The sequence below is a fragment of the Sorangium sp. KYC3313 genome, from assembly GCF_052075895.1.
GTDB classification, from domain to species: Bacteria; Myxococcota_A; Polyangia; order Polyangiales; family Polyangiaceae; genus Sorangium; species Sorangium cellulosum_B.
The window spans coordinates 7,478,513-7,498,298 of the sequence record NZ_CP197255.1 but is presented as its reverse complement, the minus strand read 5'-3'; the positions used below and the strand labels follow the sequence as shown (position 1 = coordinate 7,498,298).

Below are 19,786 nucleotides of genomic sequence, written 5' to 3'. Positions count from 1 at the left end.
GCCTTAAAGTCTCACGACGGACCTGACGCGCAACGAGAATACGCGGTCGGAAAAGACCCAGGAAGAGACGGTAGTTGACGCTCCAGGCGGATACATGCGGGTCGAACCTCCATCGTCTCGTGGGGGGCTTGCCTTACCCCGACTCCGGCTCCGTCCTACCTTCGCGCTCCTCTTCCGTGCGCGGGGGGATCCGGCCGGAAGCCTGAACGATGCGGCGCGCCGCTTCCATCCATCGCCGCCGATCGTCCCGCCGCAGCTGGTTGCGGACGACGATCTTCACGAGGCGGTGGACGCTGAGCGCGTGCGGCCGCACCTCGATCAGCGAGTGCAGCCGCAGCATCGCGATGGCGTCGTCGAGCGCGAGCGGGTCGTATTCGCTGAGCGACCGCCGAGGGATCGCGTCCATCGGCAGGAACGAGCACAAGCTGAGGAGCTCCGCGGCTGCCTGGTGGCTGAACACGGCCGCGAGCGAGCTCTCCCAGGCGGTCGCGACCGTCACCGGGAAGCTGACGGGGCGCTCCAGGAGCGCGGCCGGCCGCTGCCGGAACAGGGCGAGGTACTCCGCGAGCGGGCGCCCGGTCTCCTCGATGTAAGCGCCAGCCTGCGCCAGGGCGAGCGGCAGATCGCCGAGCTCCTCTGCGAGCGCGTCGGCCGACTCCGCGTCGGTCTCGCCCGTGCGCTGGAGCAGGAAGCGCACCGACTCGGCGCGCTCGATGCCGCGGACGTTCACCGTCGTGAGACCGCGCCAGATAGGGTTCTGCGACGTCGTGAGGATGTGGCCGCCGTGCGAGACGCTCGGGATGTAGGGCTCGACCTCGATCGGGTCGCGCACGCCATCGAAGAGGAGGAGCCAGCGACCGCGGCGCCCGAGCTTGCTGCGCACCACGCCGACCGCGCGAGCGGGATCCAGCTGCTCGTGCTCGGGCAGCCTCATCTCCGCGGCGAGCGTGACGAAGGAGGCGTCCATCGTCGCCTGGCTCTGACCGTCGATCAGGAAGACGGTGTCGTAGGCGCCGGCGTTGCGGTACGCGTACTCGATCGCGAGCTTGGTCTTGCCGGTGCCGCCGAGCCCGCAGAGCGGCGCCACGCCGCGCCTGGCGAGCGCGGCGCCGATCTCGGCGAGCAGATCGTCGCGCGCGGCCAGGTTCCGGCTGGTCGACGCGGGGACGCTCCAGATCCCGGGCGGCGGTGGCACCTCTGAATGGCTCACCGGCTGGGCGCCGGCGCTCGGTGAGCTCAGGAGGGGTTTTGGGTGAGCTGCTCGACCTGCTTTCGGATGCCCTTTGCGATGTCGGTGAACGCCTCGCTCTGGTTGACCCAGCTCGTCACCGGGCGCCCGCCCCGCGGCAAGCTGGCCAGCCTGCCGAAGGGCGCGCCCTCCCAGTCGCAGGCGTCGAGGATGACGGGGATGACGCGCGCCTCACCCCGTTCGTGGCGCGCGATCGCCTTCTGCATCTCGACGTCGTAGCAGAAGTCCGACGCGAGGAAGTCCGCGCTGATGAGCAGGAGGATGACCTTCGCGGTCTCGAGGTGCTCGGCCAGCGCCGTGTCGCGCTCCTCGCCTGCGCCGATCTCGCCGTCGTGCCAGCCGCGGATGACGCCCTTCCGCTTGAGGATGGCGAGGTGCGTCTCGAGCTTGTCGCGCAGCTCGCGGTTGCTCTCCGAGTACGAGAAGAACACCTCGATCGGGCTCGCCGGGGGCTCGGAGGCGCGCTCGCGCCGCGACGCTTCGAGCGCCCCCGTCATCGCGGCCGTGTCGTCGTACGCGGCCGAGTCCGGCGGGAGGTCGTGCAGCGCGCCGAGCGGCGACGACGACGAGGGCGGGAGCTCGAGATCGGGGATCGGGGGCGGAACGATCGAGCGACCACGCGACGTGATCGCGCGCGGCCGGGGGGCGCACGTGCGCTCGAGGATCGCGAGCACCCGGTCGTGGCTGCCGTCGGGGGTGTCGTAGGGCAGGAGCAGGACCCCCATGTCCGCGAGGGCCTTACGACGGAGCGGCGTGAGGCTCGAGCCCGGGGCAATGACGAAGCGGGGCGGCGGCGAGGCGCCCGAGAGCGCGTGGATGTCCGCCAGCATCTCGTCGAAGTTGCCGTCGGCGCGCCCGAAGCCGATGAAGAGCACGGGGCACCGCGAGAGCACGGTCGTGAGCGACTTGCGCACGTCGGGCGGCGCGATCGACGCGAGGAAGCGCTCGCGCGCGAACACCCAGCTGTGCGGCTCCTTCAGCGTGCCGTGCAGCTTGAGGATGAACCGCCGCCGCCACGCGACCTCGTCGGTGACGCGCCACATGGCGTCCCACTCGACGCCGAAGGCGCGCTCGAGCAGGTGGTTCAGGTTCGTGGTGAGCACGGCGCGCAGCTTGTCTCGCAGCGCGGCGATCGCGATCGCGATCCGCGGCGGCTCGAGCCCCTCGTCGTCGAGCGCATCCTCGACGAACGCGTTGAACTCCGCAGGGCCGAGCGCCTGCTCCGCCGCGCCCAGCGCCTCGCTGTAGCGCTGCGATCGCGCGAGGGCCGCGACCTCGGCGATCGCGACCTCGTCGCCGGTCTGCTCGCGCACCCTCTCGACGAGCAGGTCGACGAGCTGACGCCACGTCGGCAGCCCGGCCGCGGCCGAGATGCCTCCCCCGACGAAGAGCACGAGCTCTCCGCTCTCGAGCGCCTCATGCAGCGCTTCGATCACCGCGGCGTCGACCTCCGCGCTCACCGTGTTCGCGTTGTCCATAAGGGTTGACATCGAGCCCCTCGAGTCTATCGCTCCTCGGCGCGCAGCGCACTTTTGCGGCGCGCAGCGCGGTGCGCCTTCGCCGCGCGTCGCGCGACGCGCCGCAAAAGTGCGCCGCGCGGCGCAGGGTCGAACGCTCGACCAGGCGGCCCGCTGCGGTCATGACGTCCGAGACGACCAACGCCGCCTCGAGCGAAGTCGGAAGAGGCGGAAACGGTCCGCGAGGCTGGAGCATGCTACGTCTCCGACATGCGTCCGGCGGCCCTCTTCACGCTGGCCACGGTGGCCTCGCTCGTCGCGTTCTCCCTGGCCGGCGTGGCCGCTCCACCGCCCCGCGCGCGGCGCGCCCCGCGCCTCCCGGCGCGCGCGGAGGCCGCGCTCTCGGCGGCCGCCGCGGGCGAGCCCGCGAGCGTCGTCGCGCTGCGCGCGCCCGGTCCGCCCGCCGTCCTCGTGCGCGCGGGGAGCTTCACGATGGGATCGAGCGAGGTCGAGATCGCGCACGCGGTGACGCTGTGCAAGCTCGAGCCGGCCGGTGAGCTGTGCGTCGACGAGACCGAGGCGAGCTTCGCGAACGAGCTCGTGCCCCATGAGGTGTACCTGTCGGATTTCTGGATCGACCGAACCGAGGTGACCGTCGCGAGCTACCGCCGGTGCGTCTCGGCCGGCGTCTGCGCCGAACCTCCGTATGCCTCCGGCGGCCAGCGGTTCGATCGGCCCGAGGTTCCGGTGGTGCTCGTCTCGTGGAGCGATGCGCAGCGCTACTGCGTCTGGGCCGGCGGTCGCCTGCCGACCGAGGCCGAATGGGAGCGGGCGGCGCGGGGCGTGGCAGGGCGGCGCTACCCCTGGGGCCATGTCTACAACCCGTTCCACGCGAACCACGGGAGGCTGTCGTTCGACGAGCTCGACGACGGCGACGGCTTCCTCGAGCTCGCGCCCGTCGGCTCGCTCGTGGCCGGCCGCACCCCCGACGGCATCGACGACCTCGCCGGCAACGTCGAGGAGTGGGTCGCCGACTACTACCATCCCGAGTATCCAAGCGGCAGCGCGAAGAACCCGCGTGGGCCCGACATGGGGGAGGAGCGCGTGCTGCGCGGCGGCAGCTACATCCTGGGTCGGCCCTGGCTGCGTGGCGCCGCGCGGGGGCACGACTCGCCGACCAGCCGCCGCGCGTGGCGCGGCTTCCGCTGCGCGCGCGACGCCTGAGCCGCGGCGGGCGACGCTCGATCCGAGGCGCGCGCGACGAGCGATCGAGGCGCGCGGCGGTTGGCCGCCGCGCGGGCCGAGGCGCGCGGCGGTTGGCCGCCGCGCCGGAAGAGCCCATACTGCGCCCGTGAGGATCGCGCACCTCTCTGACCTGCACCTCCTCTCCCTCGAGGGGGCCTTCCCGTTCCGGCTCCTGAACAAGCGTCTCACGGGCTACCTCAACCTCCGCTTCCGGCGCCACGCCATCCACAAGCCGCACGCGGTGCACGCAGCGGCGCGGGAGATACGGCGGCTCGGCGTGGACCACGTCGTCATCACCGGCGATGTCTCGAACCTCGCGCTCGAGCGAGAGTTCGTCCTGGTCCGCAACTTCTTGCAGAGCGATCTCGGTCTTCCGCCCGAGCAGGTGAGCATCGTCCCGGGGAACCACGACGCGTACACGAAGGGCGCGCACCGCTCGCAGCGCTTCTCTCAGTACTTCGCGCCGTACCTGCGCTCCGACCTCGTCCTCGACGCGCCTGGGAGGAGCGACGACGGCGGTGCCACCCGCGATGGCGGAGGCTCGGCGTTCCCCTTCGTGCACCTGCGCGGGCCCGTCGCGATCATCGGCCTCTCGACCGCCTGGCCGCGTCCCCCGCTGGTGGCCTCGGGGCGGCTCGGCCCGGCCCAGCTGCGCGCGCTCGAGCGAGCGCTGGAACACCCGGAGGTGCGGCGGCGAACGCCGGTCGTGCTCCAGCACCACCCCTTCCACAACCCGGCGAGCCGGGCGAAGACGTTGCTGGAAGGCCTGGGTGATGCAGCGGCAGAGGGGCTACTGCTGCGGCAGGTGCACCGCGGCTTGCTGCTGCATGGGCACCTGCACCGGCGCATTCACCGCAAGCTGCACACCGAGCGGGGTCACATCGACGCCGTGGGCGCCACCAGCGCTTCGCTCCTTCACGACAGCGACGAACGGATGGCCGGGTTCAATGTCTACGAGATCGACGACGCGGGGACGATCGGGGGCATCACGTCGCACCGCTTCGTCCCGGGTCAAGACGCGTTCCGCGAGGTCCCGGTCCCCGAGCGATGAGCCCGCCGCGCGCTCGGCGCTCCGCCGAGCGCCCCACCGGAGCCGCGCGCAATCCATCCGCCGCACGCAGGACCCGCCAGGCGGGCGCGCGATGTTCGGGGCTCGGCAATGCCGTGACTCGAGCGCAGCGGGGGCGCTGCGCGGGCAGTCCGGTGGGGCTCTGGTCAGGAGGAAAGTCAGGCGGTGGCGCGGATCACGTTGACCGCCTGCAGACCTTTGGGACCTTCTTTGATCTCAAATTCAACGGTCTCGTCCTCGAACAGACGGCGGCGCCCCTCCCCGTTGATCTGCGAATAGTGAACGAAGACGTCGGGGCCAGTCTCTTGCTTGATGAAGCCCCAACCCTTCTCGTCGTTGAACCACTTAACCTTGCCAACTGCCATATTTCCTCCACTTCAGAGCTCGTCGATACCCGAGGCGCGCAAGCTGGCAGTCGGGAGGTGACCACGGCTGCGGTCCCTGATTCCGATGCGGGCTTGGCTGCATGCAGCAAACCCCCCTCGTAGACAGATCCAGCTTGCGCAGGGCGGCTGCCCAGCCGCTGGTTGATGTGCATGCGCGGCGACTTCGACGATTCTCCCCGGTCCGAGCGGGCGCCAACGTAAACGGCTCGATGCGCCAAGGTCAAGCAGCGATGATGGTTCGGCGAGCGCTTGCGCGAGGCAGTACCGCTTCACCGGCAGTCTCCGGTTGCAGCAGCCGCCGATGAGGATTTCGCGCCGTACAGCGGAGCCTGACGGCGAGTCCACGAGCACGCGCGGTGACGACGCGCCGAGGGGTGCGAAGCAGAATTCGCGCAGCCGTCAAGATTTGCGCTCTTATCGAAGAACCTTGTCGTTCGGCCCGCGCAGGGCGTCGTGGTCCGTGAGGGCTTCGCCATGTCACGCAACGTGCCTCGCACGTCGGGCAGCGATCTCCTGGCCTCCGCCGCAATGGCGCGGCGACTCGGGCGCGCTCCTCGTTCTGCGCGCGTCGTGGGGCCGAGCGACGCAGCGCGCTCCGGGCGCTTTCCGAGCGCAGGCCAGGCGCTTGCGGAGCTTTGCCGAGCACCTCGATCGAGCGTCGCGGCGGAGCAGGCGCCCTGCTCGGAGGACATCGCGCACCTGGCAGCGCCGGCTCAGCCTGTTCGCCGACGTTCCCCCTGCGCGCGCCGGCGCGACAGCTCGGCGGATCGATCCCCGGACCGGCATCGCGCGCTCGCCCTGCGCCGCGCCCCGCGCGCCCCGCGCGCTCAGCGGGCGCAGGCGGCAGAGTCCCGGGCTCGAGCCCGCTCGCTGCCCGGGAGCAGGAATCGAAGGCATCTCGTTGACATGTCTGTTCGAGCTTGCTCGTATGGCGTGGCGAGGGCATCGGGTCTCACCTCCGCCCTGGCCCCGCGAGGCGACGAGATGTTCTCGGTGATCATCAGCGAGAAAGGGGGCGCGGAGCGCCGCGAAACCTTCGACCGGACAGAGATCAACGTCGGCCGCGTGCAGGGCAACGACCTGATGCTGCCGAAGGGCAACGTGTCGAAGCGACACGCTCGGCTGCTCTTCCGCGACGGGCGCTTCATCGTCACCGATCTCAAGAGCACGAACGGCACGTACGTCAACGGCCGGAAGATCGCTCAGGCGACGATCGTTCGCGAAGGCGACAAGATCTACATCGGCGACTTCGTGCTGCGGATCGAGACGGCGGCGGCCGGGACGGCCCCTCCGGACAGCACGGCGCCTCCGCGCGCGCCGGAAGAGATGTCCGGCGAGCCGGGACCTCTGCCCGATCGCGGGCCGCCGCCGTCCGCCGAGAAGGGGCTGCACCGGTCGGCGCCGTTGCCGCTGATCAACGAGCGGGGCGAGCCGTCGCGCACCAGCCAGGGCGTGATCAGCCACTTCCCCCTCGAGAACGATCCGGACGAGTCGGTCGACGCGGCCGCGGCCATCCCCATGCCCGGGCCGCCGCGCATCCCCTCGCCTCGTCCGCCCCTCACGCCGGGCTCGCAGGGCGGCGCGTCCGTCCCGCCGCTGCCTGCGCACCCGGCGATGACCACCGCACCGCCGGCGCGCGACGGCCGCGCCGTCGGCGCCGCCACCGCGCCCCCCCAGGCGCCGCGCCCGTACGCGACCGCGACCCCGCTGCCTGCACAGAGCGCAACGAGCACCGCCGCGGTGTCGCCGCAGGGCGCCTCGAACGTCGCCGTCCATCCGAGCGTGGTCCCCATCCCGAGCCGGCGCGCCATCCCGCCCGTCTCGGATCGGGTCGACCGGGGACAGGGCGACTCGGCGCATGCCGTGGCGCACCGCCGGGCGCTCGGGCGCCTCATGGAGCGGCTCGCCGACGCGCTCGACCTCACGCCGCTCGACAGCGGCGCGCCGCCGGACAGCGCGCTCGCCCAGCGCATCGCGCAGGCGAGCGCCGCGGGCGCGGAGGCGCTGCGCGCGGCGGGCGAGCTCCCCCCCGAGGTCGACGTCGAGGCGCTCGTGGCCGACGCGCAGCGGGAGCTCCTTTCGCTCGGCCCGCTCGACCGCTTGCTCGACGACGCCGAGGTGAGCGAGATCCAGGTGTTCCGCTACGACCACGTGATCGCGATGCACGGGCGCAGGCGCGTCATCGCGGAGGTCGGGTTCAGCAGCGAGCGCGCGGTCGGCCGGGCCATCCGCCGGCTCTGCATGGCGGCCGGCCAGCCGATCGAGGCGGGCGCGAGCTTCGTCGAGCGGGCCCTGCCGGAGGGGCGCCGCCTCTTCGCGGTGCTGCCGCCGGCCGCGACCTCCACCCTGGTGATCCGGAAGCCGCAGCGCCCCGACGTCACGCTGGACGACCTGGTGCGCAACGGGACGATCTCGCGCGCGATGGCCGGGCTGCTCGCGCAGTGCGTGCTCGGTCGCGGCAACCTCCTCGTCACCGGGACGCGGGACGCCGGGACGGGCTGGCTGCTCGGCGCGCTCGCTGCCGCAGCGCAGCCAGACGACCGGTTCGTGGTGCTCCAGGAGGAGGACGAGCTCGCCCTCGATCAGCCGAACACGCTGTCCATCGCGCTCGGGGCCACGACGGACGAACGCACCCGGGCCGTGCGGGCGGCCGTACGCATCCGGCCCGAGCGGGTCGTGGTGAGCTCGTTCTCGGGCCACGTCGCGGCCGAAATCGTGGACGCCATCGGCGGCGGCATGGACGGCGTGCTCGCGGCCTCCCGGGCGCCGACGCTGCGGCAGGCAGTGACGAGGCTCCCCGCCGACATCGCCGCGACCCGCCCCGGGATCACGCCGGAGACGGCGCGCGAGTGGCTCGCCTCGTCCTTCGACCTCGCGATCGAGATCGCGCTGCTCCGCGACGGTCGCCACCGGGTGCTCCGCATCGCGGAGCTCGCGGTGGAGGGCGGGCAGATCGCCATTCGCGACGTCTTCACGTTCGTGGTCGAGCGGACGGCCGCCGGCGGCGCGCTCGAGGGGACGTTTCACCCCTCCGGGCTGGTGCCGGACATCGTGGAAGATCTTCAGTCCCGCGGGGTCAGCGTCGATACGTCGACCTCGTTCCGGCGAAATCGCTAGCGGCTGTCCGCGCGAAGGCTGGCCAGCGTGGCCAGCGCCAAGCACGCGCGATCCACGCGCGACCCACGTAACACGCGAGCTGAGAGCGTCTTGACGGGCGCCAGCTAGGAACGGAGGTTATGATGGTCAGTAGCCATGGCCATCCGCACCATCCTCCACTATCCCGACCCGCGCCTGCGTCAGAAGGCACAGCCGGTCGGGGACATCACGCCCGAAATCACGAAGCTTATCGACGACATGGCCGAGACCATGTACGCGGCGCCCGGCGTCGGCCTTGCGGCCACGCAGATCGGGGAGCCGCACCGCGTCTTCCTCGTTGACATCGCCGCGGACAACGAGCCGAGCAACCTCCTCGTGTTCATCAACCCGGAGATCGTGCGGCAAGAGGGGCAGCTGACCGGCCCCGAAGGGTGCCTCTCGTTCCCTGGCATCAGCGAGGACATCAAGCGGGCCGAGCGCGTCACCGTCCGCGCCCGCGGGCGCGACGGCGCGGCGTTCGAGATCGCGGCCGACGGCCTGCTCGCCGTGGCCATCCAGCATGAGCTCGATCACCTCGACGGCGTGCTGATGATCGACCGGATGGGCACGCTCAAGAAGCGCATCGTCCAGCGGAAGATGCAGAAGCGCGGCGCAGAAGCCGCGAGCTGACCTGCCCGGGCGCGCCGATCAGCTGCGCGCCGGGAAGGCGAGAGGGCCGCTGACGTACGCGTCGCGGCCGCAGAGCTCCCAGCGCGGATCGACGATCCGGGGCGCGTCGCCTGGCGTGTCCGGGCCCGCCCAGTCGACAGCGCCCGGCCGGCCGCGGGGGCCGAGCAGGATCGGCGCGACGAAGGCGTGCAGCTCGTCGGGCAGGCGCGACGCGAGCAGGCTGCCGGCGAGCTCGGCGCCTCCTTCGACCAGGATGGAGACGATCCCCTGCGAGGCGCAGAGGCGCATCGCGGCGGTCACGTCGACCCGGCCCTCGGCCGAGGTTGGGGCGCGCAGGACGACGCAGCCAGCGTCGACGAGCACCTGCTCCGCCTCCTCGGGCGCATCGGCGCCCGTGAGCACCCAGGTCGGCACCTCCCGCGCCGTCTGGGCGAGGCGGGTGTGGAGCGGCAGCCTGAGCCGCGTGTCGAAGACGAGCCGGATGGGGTTCCGCCCCCCGGGCGCGAGCGCAGGCTCGCGCAGCGTGAGCCGAGGGTCGTCGGCGAGCGCCGTGCCGATCCCGATCGCCACCGCGTCGTGCCGCGAGCGGAGCTCCTGGACCTTGGCGCGCGCCTCGGGGCCTGTGACCCACTTCGAGGCGCCTGTGCGGGTCGCGATGCGGCCGTCCAGCGACAGGGCGAGCTTGAGCGCGATGTGGGGGATGCCCGTCGTGATGAACTTGGTCCAGGGCGCGATCAGCGCCCGAGCCTCGGCGCCGGCGACCCCGACCTCCACGGCGAGCCCGGCGTCGCTGAGCCGCTGCGCCCCGCCGCCGACCACCGCGGGGTTCGGATCGGGCGCGCCGACGACGACGCGCTTGATGCCGGCGCTCAGAACCGCGTCCACGCAGGGCGGCGTGCGCCCCTCGTGGTTGCAGGGCTCCAGCGTCACGTAGAGCGTCCCTCCGCGCGCCGCGTCGCCGGCGGCCGCGAGCGCCAGCCCCTCGGCGTGCTCCTCGCCGGCGCGCGCGTGGTGCGCGACGGCGACGACCTCCCCCGCGGCGTTCAGCACCACCGCGCCGACCGGGGGGTTCGGCGACGGCATCGCCTTGTGCGCCTCCTCGATGGCGAGGCGCATCATCGCGGCGTCGAGCTCGGGATCTGGGCTGGGGGGCTTCGCAGACATCGAAGTGCCGGATCTACTAGGGCGCCTTGGCCTTCACAAGCTTGCCAAGCTCGACCATGAACTGGTCAATGTCCCGAAAGGAACGATAAACGCTTGCGAACCGGACATAGGCGACCTCATCAAGGGTACGCAGGTGGTTCATCACCCGCTCGCCCAGCTCGGTCGACAAGATCTCCCGCCGCTCGGACTCCTGCGCCTCGCGCTCGATCGCGTCGGCGATGGCCTCGATCTGGTCGGTGGACACGGGCCGCTTGTTGCATGCGATCCGGAGCCCTCGCACGAGCTTCTGTCGGTCGAACGACTCGCGCCGACCGTCCTTCTTGACGACCGTCGGCAGGATGTCCTCGACGCGCTCGTACGTCGTGAACCGGCGCTCGCACGAGGCGCACTCGCGCCGACGCCGGATCACCTCACCCGCGCCGCCAGCGCGGGAGTCGATGACCCGGTCCTCGAGATGGCCGCAAAATGGGCACTTCATCGAGCCATCCAGCGCGGCGCGCGATCAGCCGTCGAACTGGGAGAACACGAGCGACACGTTGGTGCCACCGAAGCCGAAGGAGTTCGACATCACGTGCTTCAGGCGGCGCTCGCGAGAGGTGAACGGGACGTAGTCGAGGACGCACTCGGGGTCCGGATCGTCCAGGTTGAGCGTCGGCGGCACCGCGCCGTGGCGCAGCGCGAGCGCGCAGAGCGCCGCCTCGACCCCACCTGCGCCCCCGAGCAGGTGGCCCATCGCGGACTTCGTCGAGCTCACCCAGAGGCGCTTCGACGCCGCGTGATCGCCGAAGGTCTTGAGGATCGCCCGGGTCTCCTCGATATCCCCCTGCGGGGTCGAGGTGCCGTGAGCGTTGATGTAGTCGATCGCGTCCGGCGCGAGCTTGGCGTCGTCGAGCGCCATCTTCATCGCTCGCTGCGCCCCGGCGCCGTCGGGCGCCGGCTTCGTGATGTGGTACGCGTCGCACGAGGCGCCGTACCCGACGACCTCTGCGTAGATCTTCGCGCCGCGCTTCTTCGCGTGGGAGAGCGACTCGAGCAGCAGCGACCCGGCGCCCTCGGAGCAGACGAAGCCGTCGCGTCCCTTGTCCCAGGGGCGGCTCGCCCGCTGCGGCTCGTCGTTGCGCCTCGAGAGGGCGAACATCGCGCAGAAGCCGCCGATGCCAAGGCCGGTGATCGTCGCCTCCGCGCCGCCCGTGAGCATGACGTGCGAGCGACCTCGGCGGATCCACTCGAACGCCTCGCCGAGCGAGTGCGCGCTCGACGAGCACGCGCTCGTGTTGCAGTAGCTCGCGCCCCGCAGGTCGAGCGCCAGCGCAACCTGCCCTGCGGCGAGGTTGGCGATGACCGTCGGGATGAAGTAGGGGCTGACCTTGTGAGGCCCCTTCTCGTGCAGCGTGATCGAGTGCTGGAACAGGTACTCGAGGCCCCCGAGGCCGACACCGATGAACGTGCCGCACTGATCGCGGTCCTCGTCGGTGAGCTCGATCCCCGCGTCCTGCATGCACATCTGCGAGGCGGCGATGGAGAGGTGGGCGAAGCGGCCCATCTCCTTCACCTTCTTCTTGGGGATGAACTCCTCGGGCACGAAGCCCTTCACCTCGCCGGCGAAGCGCGTGGGAAACGTGCTCGCGTCGAAGAGGGTGATGGGTGCGATACCAGACTGACCAGCCAGCAAAGATTGCCAGGTGGCCTGGGTGCCGAGGCCATTGGGCGTGACGAGCCCGATACCGGTGATGACAACGCGTTCCATGGCTCTTCTTGCCCTAGCGCCACCACAGAGGTGAGAGCGCGTGCATCGGCGAAGAGCAGAGCCTTCGCTGGCTCACGCGCCAACCCACCTCCATGGTGACGCCGCGTCCGGTAGGGCGGTGGGGACGCTACTTCTTGTCCTTGGCATTCCTTTCGATGTAGTCAATCGCGTCCTGGACAGTCCGGATCTTCTCCGTGTCCTCGTCCGGAATGTCGATCTCGAACGCCTCCTCAAACGCGAGGACAAGCTCCACCAGGCCCAGCGAATCGGCGCCCAGATCGTCGATGAAACTCGCCTCAGGCTTGATGTCCTTCTCGTCGACGTCGAGCTGTTCCTTGATGATCCGCTTTACTTCGGCCGTGATGTCGCGACCTTCAGCCATGGTATTCCTCCCGGGAAAACGGAACCCCTAGTAGCCCATCGCCATCAGCGTTGCACCATCGAATTACCTGCGACCGCTTTTTTCGTGTGCGCCTGGTTTGCCGCTGTGCGTGACGCCTGACAGCCGGGGCCCTCAAGCCAGCGCTCTCACACGTACATCCCGCCGTTGACGCGCAGCGTCTCGCCCGTCACGTAGCTCGCCTCGTCGGAGCATAGGAATGCGATCGCCGCGGCGACCTCTTCCGCTCGGCCCGTGCGCCCGAGCGGGACCATCTTCGTCAGCCCCTCTTTCATCTCCGCGCTGATCGTCGTCGTCATGTCGGTGTCGATGAACCCGGGCGCCACGGCGTTGACCGTGATGCCGCGCCCCGCGTACTCGCGGGCGAGCGACTTCGTCACGCCGAGCAGGGCCGCCTTCGTCGCGGCATACGCCGCCTGGCCGACGTTGCCCATCTCCGCCACGACGCTGGAGAGGAAGACGATGCGGCCCGTGCGCGCGCGCATCATGACCTTGGTCGCCGCGCGCGCGGACGCGATCGAGCCCTTGACGTTCACGGCGAAGAGGCGATCGAGGTCTTCCTCCTTGATCCTCAGGAGCAGGCCGTCGATCGCAATCCCCGCGTTCGCGACGAGGATGTCCAGCCGGCCAAGGCGCTTCGCCGCCTCGGCGATGGCGGCCTCGGTCGCCTGCATGTCCGTGACGTCGAAGCCGAGCGCCTCCGCCTTCCCTCCGCGCGCGGTGATCGCGTCGACGACCGCGCGCGCCTCGGCCTCTCCGCGCACGTAGTTGACGATGACGTGCGCGCCCTGCGCCGCGAGCGCCTCCGACGCGGCACGCCCGATCCCCCGCGATCCACCCGTGACGATCGCAACTTTGCCCGTAAGGTCGAACATCGATGCCTATGCCTCCGAAAGGAACGCGCTCACGCGCTCAATCCCCGCCATGTCGCTCACGCTGAGCACCTTGATCTGCTTCGTGATCCGCTTCACCAGCCCTGCCAGCACCTTGCCAGGGCCGATCTCGAGGGCGTGCGTCACGCCATCCTCCGCCATGCGCTCGATCGTCCGCATCCACTGCACGGTGCCATCGATCTGGCGCAGGAGGAGCGACCGCACCCGCTCCGGATCGGCGTTCGGCGCGGCGTCGACGTTCGCGATCACGGGGAAGGCGAGCGGCATCAGCTGCGTGCGCTCCAGCTCGGGACGCAAGCGTTCGGCCGCAGGCCGCATCAGCGCGCAGTGGAAGGGAGCGCTCACCTTGAGCGGGATGGCCTTGCCGCCGCGGGCGACGGCGAGCTCGCCCGCGCGCGCGACCGCGCCGGCGTGCCCGGCGATCACGATCTGCCCCGGCCCGTTGTAGTTCGCCGGAGCGACCACCTCGCCCTGCGCCGCCTCGGCGCAGATCGCGAGCACCACCTCCTGGTCGAGCGCGATGAGCGCCGCCATGGCCCCCTCGCCCGCCGGTACGGCCTCCTGCATGGCGCTGCCCCGGATCCGGCAGAGCCTCACCGCATCCTCGATCTCGAGCGCGCCGGCAGCGACCAGCGCGCTGTACTCGCCGAGCGAGTGGCCGGCCGCGTACAGCGGCGGATCGAGGTTGGGCAGCTGCTCGATGAGGGCCGCGGCCACTGCGCAGCTCGTCGCGACGATCGCGGGCTGGGTGTTGCTCGTCTGCGTCAGCGCCTCCATCGGCCCCTCGAAGCAAAGCCGCGAGATCGGCTCGCCGAGCGCCGCGTCCGCTCGCGCGAACGCGCCGCGCGCGGCCGCCGAGACCTCCGCGAGGGCCTTGCCCATCCCCACCTCTTGCGCCCCTTGCCCTGGAAACAGCCAAGCGATTTTCACGTTTGCCCTCAATTCCAAGCCAGGGAGGCGGACGTCGTCCGTCCCCCGAACCAGTCATGCGGCCAGCGCGCGCGAGACTACCTCAGGCCGGATCGCCCTGCGAGCTCAAGCGGACGCGCAGACCTCGACCCCGACGCCGGCACACGCGCATGGCCCGCTCACATCCGGATGACGGACGCGCCCCAGGAGATGCCGGCGCCGAGCGCGCAGAACAGGACGTTTTGCCCCGGCTCGATGCGCCCGTCGCGCACCGCCTCGTCGAGGGCGATGGGGATCGATGCGCTCGACGTGTTGCCGTACTCCTCGATGTTGAGCACGAACCGCTCCAGAGGGAGGCTGAGCCGCGCGGCGACCTGGCTGATGATCCGCAGGTTCGCCTGATGGGCGACGACCCAGTCCAGGTCGCCGGCCGCCATGCCCGCCGTCTCGAGCGCGATCAGCGAAGCACTGGAGAGGTTCTTCACGGCGACCTTGAAGATGTCCTGCCCCACCATGTGGACCTTGTTGCGGCTCTGCTCGATGCCCTCGGGCGTCAGCGGCTCGGCCGTGCCGCCGCCCGGGATGACCAGCGAGTTCGCGAGCGTGCCGTCGCTGAAGATCCGCGTCGAGATGATGCCCCTGCCGTCGCCCGACGCAGGCCCGAGCACGACCGCGCCCGCGCCGTCGCCGAACAGGACGCACGTCGTGCGATCCTTCCAGTTCAGGATGCGGGAGAGCAGCTCGACGCCGATCACGAGGACGTGCCGGGCCACTCCGTTCGCGATGAACTGATCGGCGATCGTCAGGCCATAGACGAAGCCGGCGCAGGCCGCCGAGATGTCGAACGCAGGGATCTCCTGAGCGCCGAGCTTCTGCTGCACGTACACGGCGCAGGAGGGCATCGGGGTGTCGCCGCTGATCGTCCCGACGATGATCATGTCGAGATCAGCCGCCGAGAGCCCGGCGGCGTCCAGCGCAGAGCGGCCGGCCGCGGCGGCCATGTCGCTCGTGAGCTCTCCCTCGGCAGCGATATGACGTCGACGGATCCCCGTCCGCTCGCTGATCCAGCTGTCGGAGGTGTCGACGATCTTCTCGAGATCGGTGTTATGCAGGACTCGGGCAGGCGTGTAGCTGCCCGTCCCGAGGATGCGGCTCCTCGGCTGCGGGGAGCTCATTCGATGGCCCCTCGCGCATCCGCGCGAGCCGGCGCCGCGCCCAGGTGCGCGGGCGCAGCGTTCGCGCGCGCCGACGCACCCGCGCCCGTCATGAGGCCGCGGTCGCCTTGGTCGCCTTCGCCTTGCGCCCGTTGTAGTGCCCGCAGGCGCCACAGGCGCGGTGCGGGAGCCGGGCTTCCCCGCAGTTCTCGCAAGAGACGAGCTGGACGGGGGTCACCTTGTCGTGGTTGGCGCGCCGCATGTCGCGCTTGCTGGGGGTGGTTTTCCTCTTGGGGACGGCCACGGAGCTACTCCTTCTTGGTCTTCTTCTTCGGTGTCCCGGCCTTGGCCGGGGGGGTCGATGCAGGTTGCGCGCGCCTGTCAGAGCCGCTGGGCTTCTGTCCGAGCTTCTCTCGGAGCGCGCTGAGCGGCGCGAGCCGCGGGTCGAGGCCTGGAGCGGCCTCATCCTCCTCCGCCGCCCCGCGGACGAGGGCCGAGGAGCCGCCTTCGCGGTCCTCTCGGGACGCGGCAGGACCGATACCCGGGCAAGCCTCCGAGCACAAGGGGAAGTTCGGCATCTCGAGGAGAATGGCCTCGCGGATGAACGGATCGAGCTCGACCGTCTCGCCGTCGTACGTGTCGACGTCGGCCTCGTCCGCCGTGAACTCGTACTCCGGCTCCTTGACCTTGCTGGCCCCAGGCTTCGCCGCGCCGTTGCGGGCAGCGTCGTCCCGCCGGTGGCCATGGCCATGGCCGTGGCCGTGGCCGTCCGCCTTCGGGGCAGGACGCAGGAGGAGCGAGAGCTCGGCGTCGATGTCCAGCGCGGCAGGGGCAAGGCACCGCGCGCAGGGCGTTGCGACGGGTGCCTTGACGCGGCCGCGCACGACGATCTCGTTCCCCGTCCGCGAGAGGCGGGCCGAGAGGTGGCCTGGCGCGCGCCCGGTGACGTCGACGTCAGCGAGCGCCGCGTTCATCCAGTCGAGCGGCAGCGGCATGTCCAGCGAAATACCGGAGATGTCGATGTCATTGGCAGAGACGGCAATCTGGGACATGGGTTCCGGGCCAGTGAAAGCGGAGCGTTTAGCGCGGGGTGCGTTGGCTCGCAAGAACGACCCGCGGCCGCCGTCACATCAGGCTGCATGGTAGCGTCGGCCGCGCATGGACCGTAGCGCCACGCCCGAGCCCCGCGCAGCGGTCGCCCCCGATCGGCGGCCGGAACCTTCAGGGGAAGCACGCCGCGCAGGCCGCCGCGCAGCGGTCGCGATCGCCCTCTACGCGCTCGTGACGCTCGCGTACGCCGCGAGCTCCTCCCGCGACATCTTCGCGGCCCACACGCCCTACAACCACTACGCGCTGCTCGCGGAGGCGTGGCTCCACGGCCGCCTCGATCTCGGCGGACCGCCGCCGGCGCACGCGGGCGGCAACGACTTCGCCGTGTTCGGCGACCGCTACTACGTCAGCTTCCCCCCCTTCCCCGCGGTCCTCATCGCGCCGCTCGTCAAGCTCGCCGGCAGCGCAGAGCGCGTGCGCGACGGGCAGTTCTTCCTGGCGTTCGCCGGCGTCGGGCCGGCTGTCCTCTTCCTCGCGCTGGAGAAGCTCTCGGCCTCGCGCCGCAGCCACCGCACGCAGGCCGAGAACGTCGCGCTCTCGCTGCTCTTCGCGCTCGGGAGCGTCTACTGGTTCAGCGCGGTGCAAGGGACGGTGTGGTTCGCGGCGCACGTCGTCGGCGTCGCGCTGGCGTGCATCTATCTCTACTGCGCGCTCGAAGCCGCCCATCCGCTCGCGGCGGGCCTCGCCCTGGGCCTCGGCTTCGCGACCCGCACGCCGCTCGGCTTCGCGCTGCCGCTGTTCTTGTTCGAGGCGCTCCGCGTGGACCGCTCGGACCCGCGCGCCCTCCTGCGCCGGCTCGCCCTGTTCGCCGCGCCGGCGGCGCTCGTGCTCTCGGCGCTGCTCTGGCACAACCATGCGCGCTTCGGCGACGCGACCGAGTTCGGCCACCGGTACCTCCACATCGCGTGGCGCGCGCGGATCGAGAAGTGGGGGCTCTTCTCGTACCACTACCTGCCGCGCAACCTCGCGGTGGTGCTCACCGGCCTGCCGTACACCCACGTGCAGGGCGCCCCGTTCCAGATCAACGCTCACGGGCTCGCGCTCTGGGTGACCACGCCGATCTACGCGTGGGCCCTCTGGCCGCGACGCACGCCGCCCCCGTTCTGGGCGCTCGCCGTCACGGTGTCCGCGGTCGCGCTGCCGAGCCTCCTCTACCAGAACACCGGCTGGGTCCAGTTCGGCTACCGCTTCTCCAACGATTTCGCCCCGTTTCTCTTCGCGATGATCGCCGTCTCCGGCCGCCGCTTCGGCGCGCCGTTCTGCGCCCTCGGCGCGGCCGCGATCGCGGTCAACGGGTTCGGCGCGCTCACGTTCCAGCGCGCGGGCTTCGAGCGGTTCTACTTCGTCGAGCGCACCCAGCGGGTCCTGCACCAGCCCGACTGAGGCAGGCCGCGCCTCCGCGCCGCCGCCGCGCCGAGGACGCCCCTCCTCCTCAGCACGACCGGATCGCCCGCGCTCCCTCGGGCGCGCGGGCGATCCGGCGGGCGGCGCACGCGGGCCTTGGGTGCAGGGCGCTCGCCGTGCTAGCCCTCGCCGCGCCATGGAAGCTCTGCTCGACCCGGCCGCCATCGGGCGCGGCCTGCGGCGCATCGCGCTCCAGATCGCCGAGCGCGGCCGCGGCGTGGAAGATCTGGCGCTCATCGGGATCCGACGGGGCGGTGAGCCGCTGGCCAAGCGGCTGGCCGCGCTGCTCCTCGAGATCGAGGGGCACGCGCCGCCGGTCGGCGCCGTCGACATCACGCTCTACCGCGACGACGCCGCGACCGCCCTGCCGAACCCGCGCATCGGCCCCAGTCACATCTCCTTCCCCGTCGACGGCCGGCGCATCGTGCTGATCGACGACGTGATCTACACCGGTCGCACCATCCGCGCGGCGCTCGACGCGGTGCTCGACTACGGGCGACCGCAGCGGATCGAGCTTGTCGCGCTCGTCGATCGCGGCGGCAGGGAGCTGCCGATTCACCCCGACTACATCGTCCGCGCGGTCGAGCTCGCCCCCGGGCAGCGCATCGACGTCGTGGAGCGCGCGGGCGAGCTCTGGGCTCTCGTCACCGCCGCCGGCACGAAGCTCTCGGAGCCCCCCCCGCCACCGGAAGGAACGTAAACCAGCGCATGAGGAGGATCTACCCGCACCGACACCTGCTCGGCATCGAGGGTCTCTCGCGTACCGAGATCGTGGCCCTCCTGGACGCCGCGGAGTCGCTCTTCGACGTCTCCCGGCGGAGCGTGCGCAAGGTGCCCACGCTCCGCGGCAAGACGGTCGTGAACCTCTTCTACGAGCCGTCGACGCGCACGCGGACGTCGTTCGAGCTCGCGGGCAAGCGGCTCAGCGCCGACGTCATCAACATCAGCGTCTCCACCTCGAGCGCGGTCAAGGGGGAATCGCTGCTCGACACCGTGCAGAACCTCCAGGCGATGCAGCCGGACGTGCTGGTCATCCGGCACGCCGCCTCGGGCGCGCCGCACCACGTCGCCGCGCACACGCGCGCCGCGGTCGTCAACGCGGGGGACGGCACGCACGAGCACCCGACGCAGGCGCTGCTCGACGCCTTCACGATCCGGCGCGCCAAGGGCCGGCTCGAAGGGCTGGAGGTCGCCATCTGCGGCGACATCGTCCACAGCCGTGTGGCCCGCTCGAACGCGCACCTGCTCACGACGATGGGCGCGCGGGTCCGCTTCGCCGGCCCGCGCACGCTCCTGCCGATCGCGGGCGAGTCGCTCGGCGCGACGGTCTACGATCGGATCGAGCCCGCCCTCGAAGGGGCCGACGTGGTGATGATGCTGCGCGTGCAGCGCGAGCGGCTGAGCGGCAGCTTCCTGCCCAGCACGCGCGAGTACAGCCGCACGTTCGGGCTGAACGCGGCCCGGCTCGCGCTCGCCAAGCCGGACGCGATCGTGATGCACCCGGGGCCGATGAACCGCGGCGTGGAGATCGATCCGCGCGTCGCGGACGGCGCACAGAGCGTGATCCTCGACCAGGTCGAGGCCGGCGTCGCGGTCAGGATGGCCGTGCTCTGGATCCTGGCCGCGGAGGCCAACGAGTTCTCCGCGACCGGCGAGCCACGGCCCGCGCCCTGACAACCGCCCAAGCCGTCCGGGCGCGGCGGCGCAGCCGGGGCAGACGGACGCCCCGGCCCATGAAACCCACGGAACCATGAAAGACGCGGCCCCGGCGCGCGGCTCCCCCTGGCATACGCCCGCTCGCAGCGAACAGGGTTCCCTGTCGCGCCCCGTTTTA

The 19,786-nt window shown here is 71.3% G+C and carries 19 protein-coding genes; 7 read left to right on the top strand and 12 right to left on the bottom strand.

Annotated elements, in window-relative coordinates; all coding sequences use genetic code 11:
- Window positions 1-133 precede the first annotated feature (133 nt).
- On the bottom strand, window positions 134-1,210 hold the full coding sequence (locus tag ACSRUE_RS28895; protein ID WP_441286409.1) for an ATP/GTP-binding protein: 1,077 nt from the start codon (window positions 1,208-1,210) through the stop codon (window positions 134-136).
- A 26-nt stretch (window positions 1,211-1,236) separates the two neighbouring features.
- Window positions 1,237-2,739, bottom strand: a complete 1,503-nt coding sequence (locus tag ACSRUE_RS28890; RefSeq protein WP_441286408.1) for an SIR2 family protein — start codon at window positions 2,737-2,739, stop codon at window positions 1,237-1,239.
- A gap of 237 nt (window positions 2,740-2,976) precedes the next feature.
- On the opposite strand from ACSRUE_RS28890, the gene ACSRUE_RS28885 reads away from it, so the two are divergent.
- Both ACSRUE_RS28885 and ACSRUE_RS28880 read left to right on the top strand, forming a co-directional pair.
- Window positions 2,977-3,930, top strand: coding sequence for a formylglycine-generating enzyme family protein (locus tag ACSRUE_RS28885; protein ID WP_441286407.1), 954 nt, complete (start codon window positions 2,977-2,979; stop codon window positions 3,928-3,930).
- 127 nt (window positions 3,931-4,057) lie between these two features.
- The gene (locus ACSRUE_RS28880; RefSeq protein ID WP_441286406.1) at window positions 4,058-5,002 is read left to right on the top strand and encodes a metallophosphoesterase family protein; all 945 of its coding nucleotides are present in this window, start codon (window positions 4,058-4,060) and stop codon (window positions 5,000-5,002) included.
- Window positions 5,003-5,178: 176 nt separating this feature from the next.
- On the opposite strand, the gene ACSRUE_RS28875 is transcribed toward ACSRUE_RS28880, so the two are convergent.
- Window positions 5,179-5,385 carry a cold-shock protein gene (locus ACSRUE_RS28875; RefSeq protein WP_012236438.1) on the bottom strand — a complete coding sequence of 69 codons (207 nt, stop codon included), beginning with the start codon at window positions 5,383-5,385 and terminating at the stop codon, window positions 5,179-5,181.
- Window positions 5,386-6,390: 1,005 nt separating this feature from the next.
- Between ACSRUE_RS28875 and ACSRUE_RS28870 the strand changes: the two genes are divergently transcribed.
- On the top strand, window positions 6,391-8,523 hold the full coding sequence (locus tag ACSRUE_RS28870; protein ID WP_441286405.1) for an ATPase, T2SS/T4P/T4SS family: 2,133 nt from the start codon (window positions 6,391-6,393) through the stop codon (window positions 8,521-8,523).
- A gap of 135 nt (window positions 8,524-8,658) precedes the next feature.
- Window positions 8,659-9,171 (top strand): peptide deformylase, encoded by a 513-nt coding sequence (def, locus tag ACSRUE_RS28865; protein WP_441286404.1) that lies wholly within the window; start codon window positions 8,659-8,661, stop codon window positions 9,169-9,171.
- 18 nt (window positions 9,172-9,189) lie between these two features.
- Here def and ribD read toward each other — a convergent pair whose 3' ends face one another.
- The 9 genes from ribD to ACSRUE_RS28820 all read right to left on the bottom strand — a co-directional run bounded on the left by ribD (window position 9,190) and on the right by ACSRUE_RS28820 (window position 16,490).
- The gene (gene ribD / locus ACSRUE_RS28860; protein ID WP_441286403.1) at window positions 9,190-10,335 is read right to left on the bottom strand and encodes a bifunctional diaminohydroxyphosphoribosylaminopyrimidine deaminase/5-amino-6-(5-phosphoribosylamino)uracil reductase RibD; all 1,146 of its coding nucleotides are present in this window, start codon (window positions 10,333-10,335) and stop codon (window positions 9,190-9,192) included.
- Between the two features lie 16 nt (window positions 10,336-10,351).
- Entirely contained in the window at window positions 10,352-10,813 is a 462-nt protein-coding gene (gene nrdR, locus ACSRUE_RS28855) for a transcriptional regulator NrdR (RefSeq protein WP_012236442.1), read from the bottom strand.
- Between the two features lie 24 nt (window positions 10,814-10,837).
- Window positions 10,838-12,082, bottom strand: coding sequence for a beta-ketoacyl-ACP synthase II (gene fabF, locus ACSRUE_RS28850; RefSeq protein ID WP_441286402.1), 1,245 nt, complete (start codon window positions 12,080-12,082; stop codon window positions 10,838-10,840).
- A 127-nt stretch (window positions 12,083-12,209) separates the two neighbouring features.
- Window positions 12,210-12,464, bottom strand: coding sequence for an acyl carrier protein (acpP, locus tag ACSRUE_RS28845; RefSeq protein ID WP_012236444.1), 255 nt, complete (start codon window positions 12,462-12,464; stop codon window positions 12,210-12,212).
- A 146-nt stretch (window positions 12,465-12,610) separates the two neighbouring features.
- Window positions 12,611-13,357 carry a 3-oxoacyl-ACP reductase FabG gene (gene fabG, locus ACSRUE_RS28840; RefSeq protein WP_437767456.1) on the bottom strand — a complete coding sequence of 249 codons (747 nt, stop codon included), beginning with the start codon at window positions 13,355-13,357 and terminating at the stop codon, window positions 12,611-12,613.
- 6 nt (window positions 13,358-13,363) lie between these two features.
- Window positions 13,364-14,305, bottom strand: coding sequence for an ACP S-malonyltransferase (fabD, locus tag ACSRUE_RS28835; protein ID WP_437767455.1), 942 nt, complete (start codon window positions 14,303-14,305; stop codon window positions 13,364-13,366).
- 158 nt (window positions 14,306-14,463) lie between these two features.
- Window positions 14,464-15,459 carry a beta-ketoacyl-ACP synthase III gene (locus ACSRUE_RS28830; RefSeq protein ID WP_441286401.1) on the bottom strand — a complete coding sequence of 332 codons (996 nt, stop codon included), beginning with the start codon at window positions 15,457-15,459 and terminating at the stop codon, window positions 14,464-14,466.
- A gap of 88 nt (window positions 15,460-15,547) precedes the next feature.
- Window positions 15,548-15,742, bottom strand: coding sequence for a 50S ribosomal protein L32 (gene rpmF / locus ACSRUE_RS28825; protein WP_012236448.1), 195 nt, complete (start codon window positions 15,740-15,742; stop codon window positions 15,548-15,550).
- A 4-nt stretch (window positions 15,743-15,746) separates the two neighbouring features.
- Entirely contained in the window at window positions 15,747-16,490 is a 744-nt protein-coding gene (locus tag ACSRUE_RS28820; protein WP_441286400.1) for a YceD family protein, read from the bottom strand.
- Window positions 16,491-16,596: 106 nt separating this feature from the next.
- Between ACSRUE_RS28820 and ACSRUE_RS28815 the strand changes: the two genes are divergently transcribed.
- The 3 genes from ACSRUE_RS28815 (at window position 16,597) to ACSRUE_RS28805 (ending at window position 19,626) form a co-directional block, all read left to right on the top strand.
- Window positions 16,597-17,931 carry a hypothetical protein gene (locus tag ACSRUE_RS28815; protein ID WP_441286399.1) on the top strand — a complete coding sequence of 445 codons (1,335 nt, stop codon included), beginning with the start codon at window positions 16,597-16,599 and terminating at the stop codon, window positions 17,929-17,931.
- 157 nt (window positions 17,932-18,088) lie between these two features.
- A complete protein-coding gene (gene pyrR, locus ACSRUE_RS28810; protein WP_012236451.1) occupies window positions 18,089-18,652 on the top strand; it encodes a bifunctional pyr operon transcriptional regulator/uracil phosphoribosyltransferase PyrR in 564 nt (187 codons plus the stop codon).
- Window positions 18,653-18,660: 8 nt separating this feature from the next.
- Window positions 18,661-19,626, top strand: coding sequence for an aspartate carbamoyltransferase catalytic subunit (locus tag ACSRUE_RS28805; protein ID WP_441286398.1), 966 nt, complete (start codon window positions 18,661-18,663; stop codon window positions 19,624-19,626).
- Window positions 19,627-19,786: the final 160 nt, after the last annotated feature.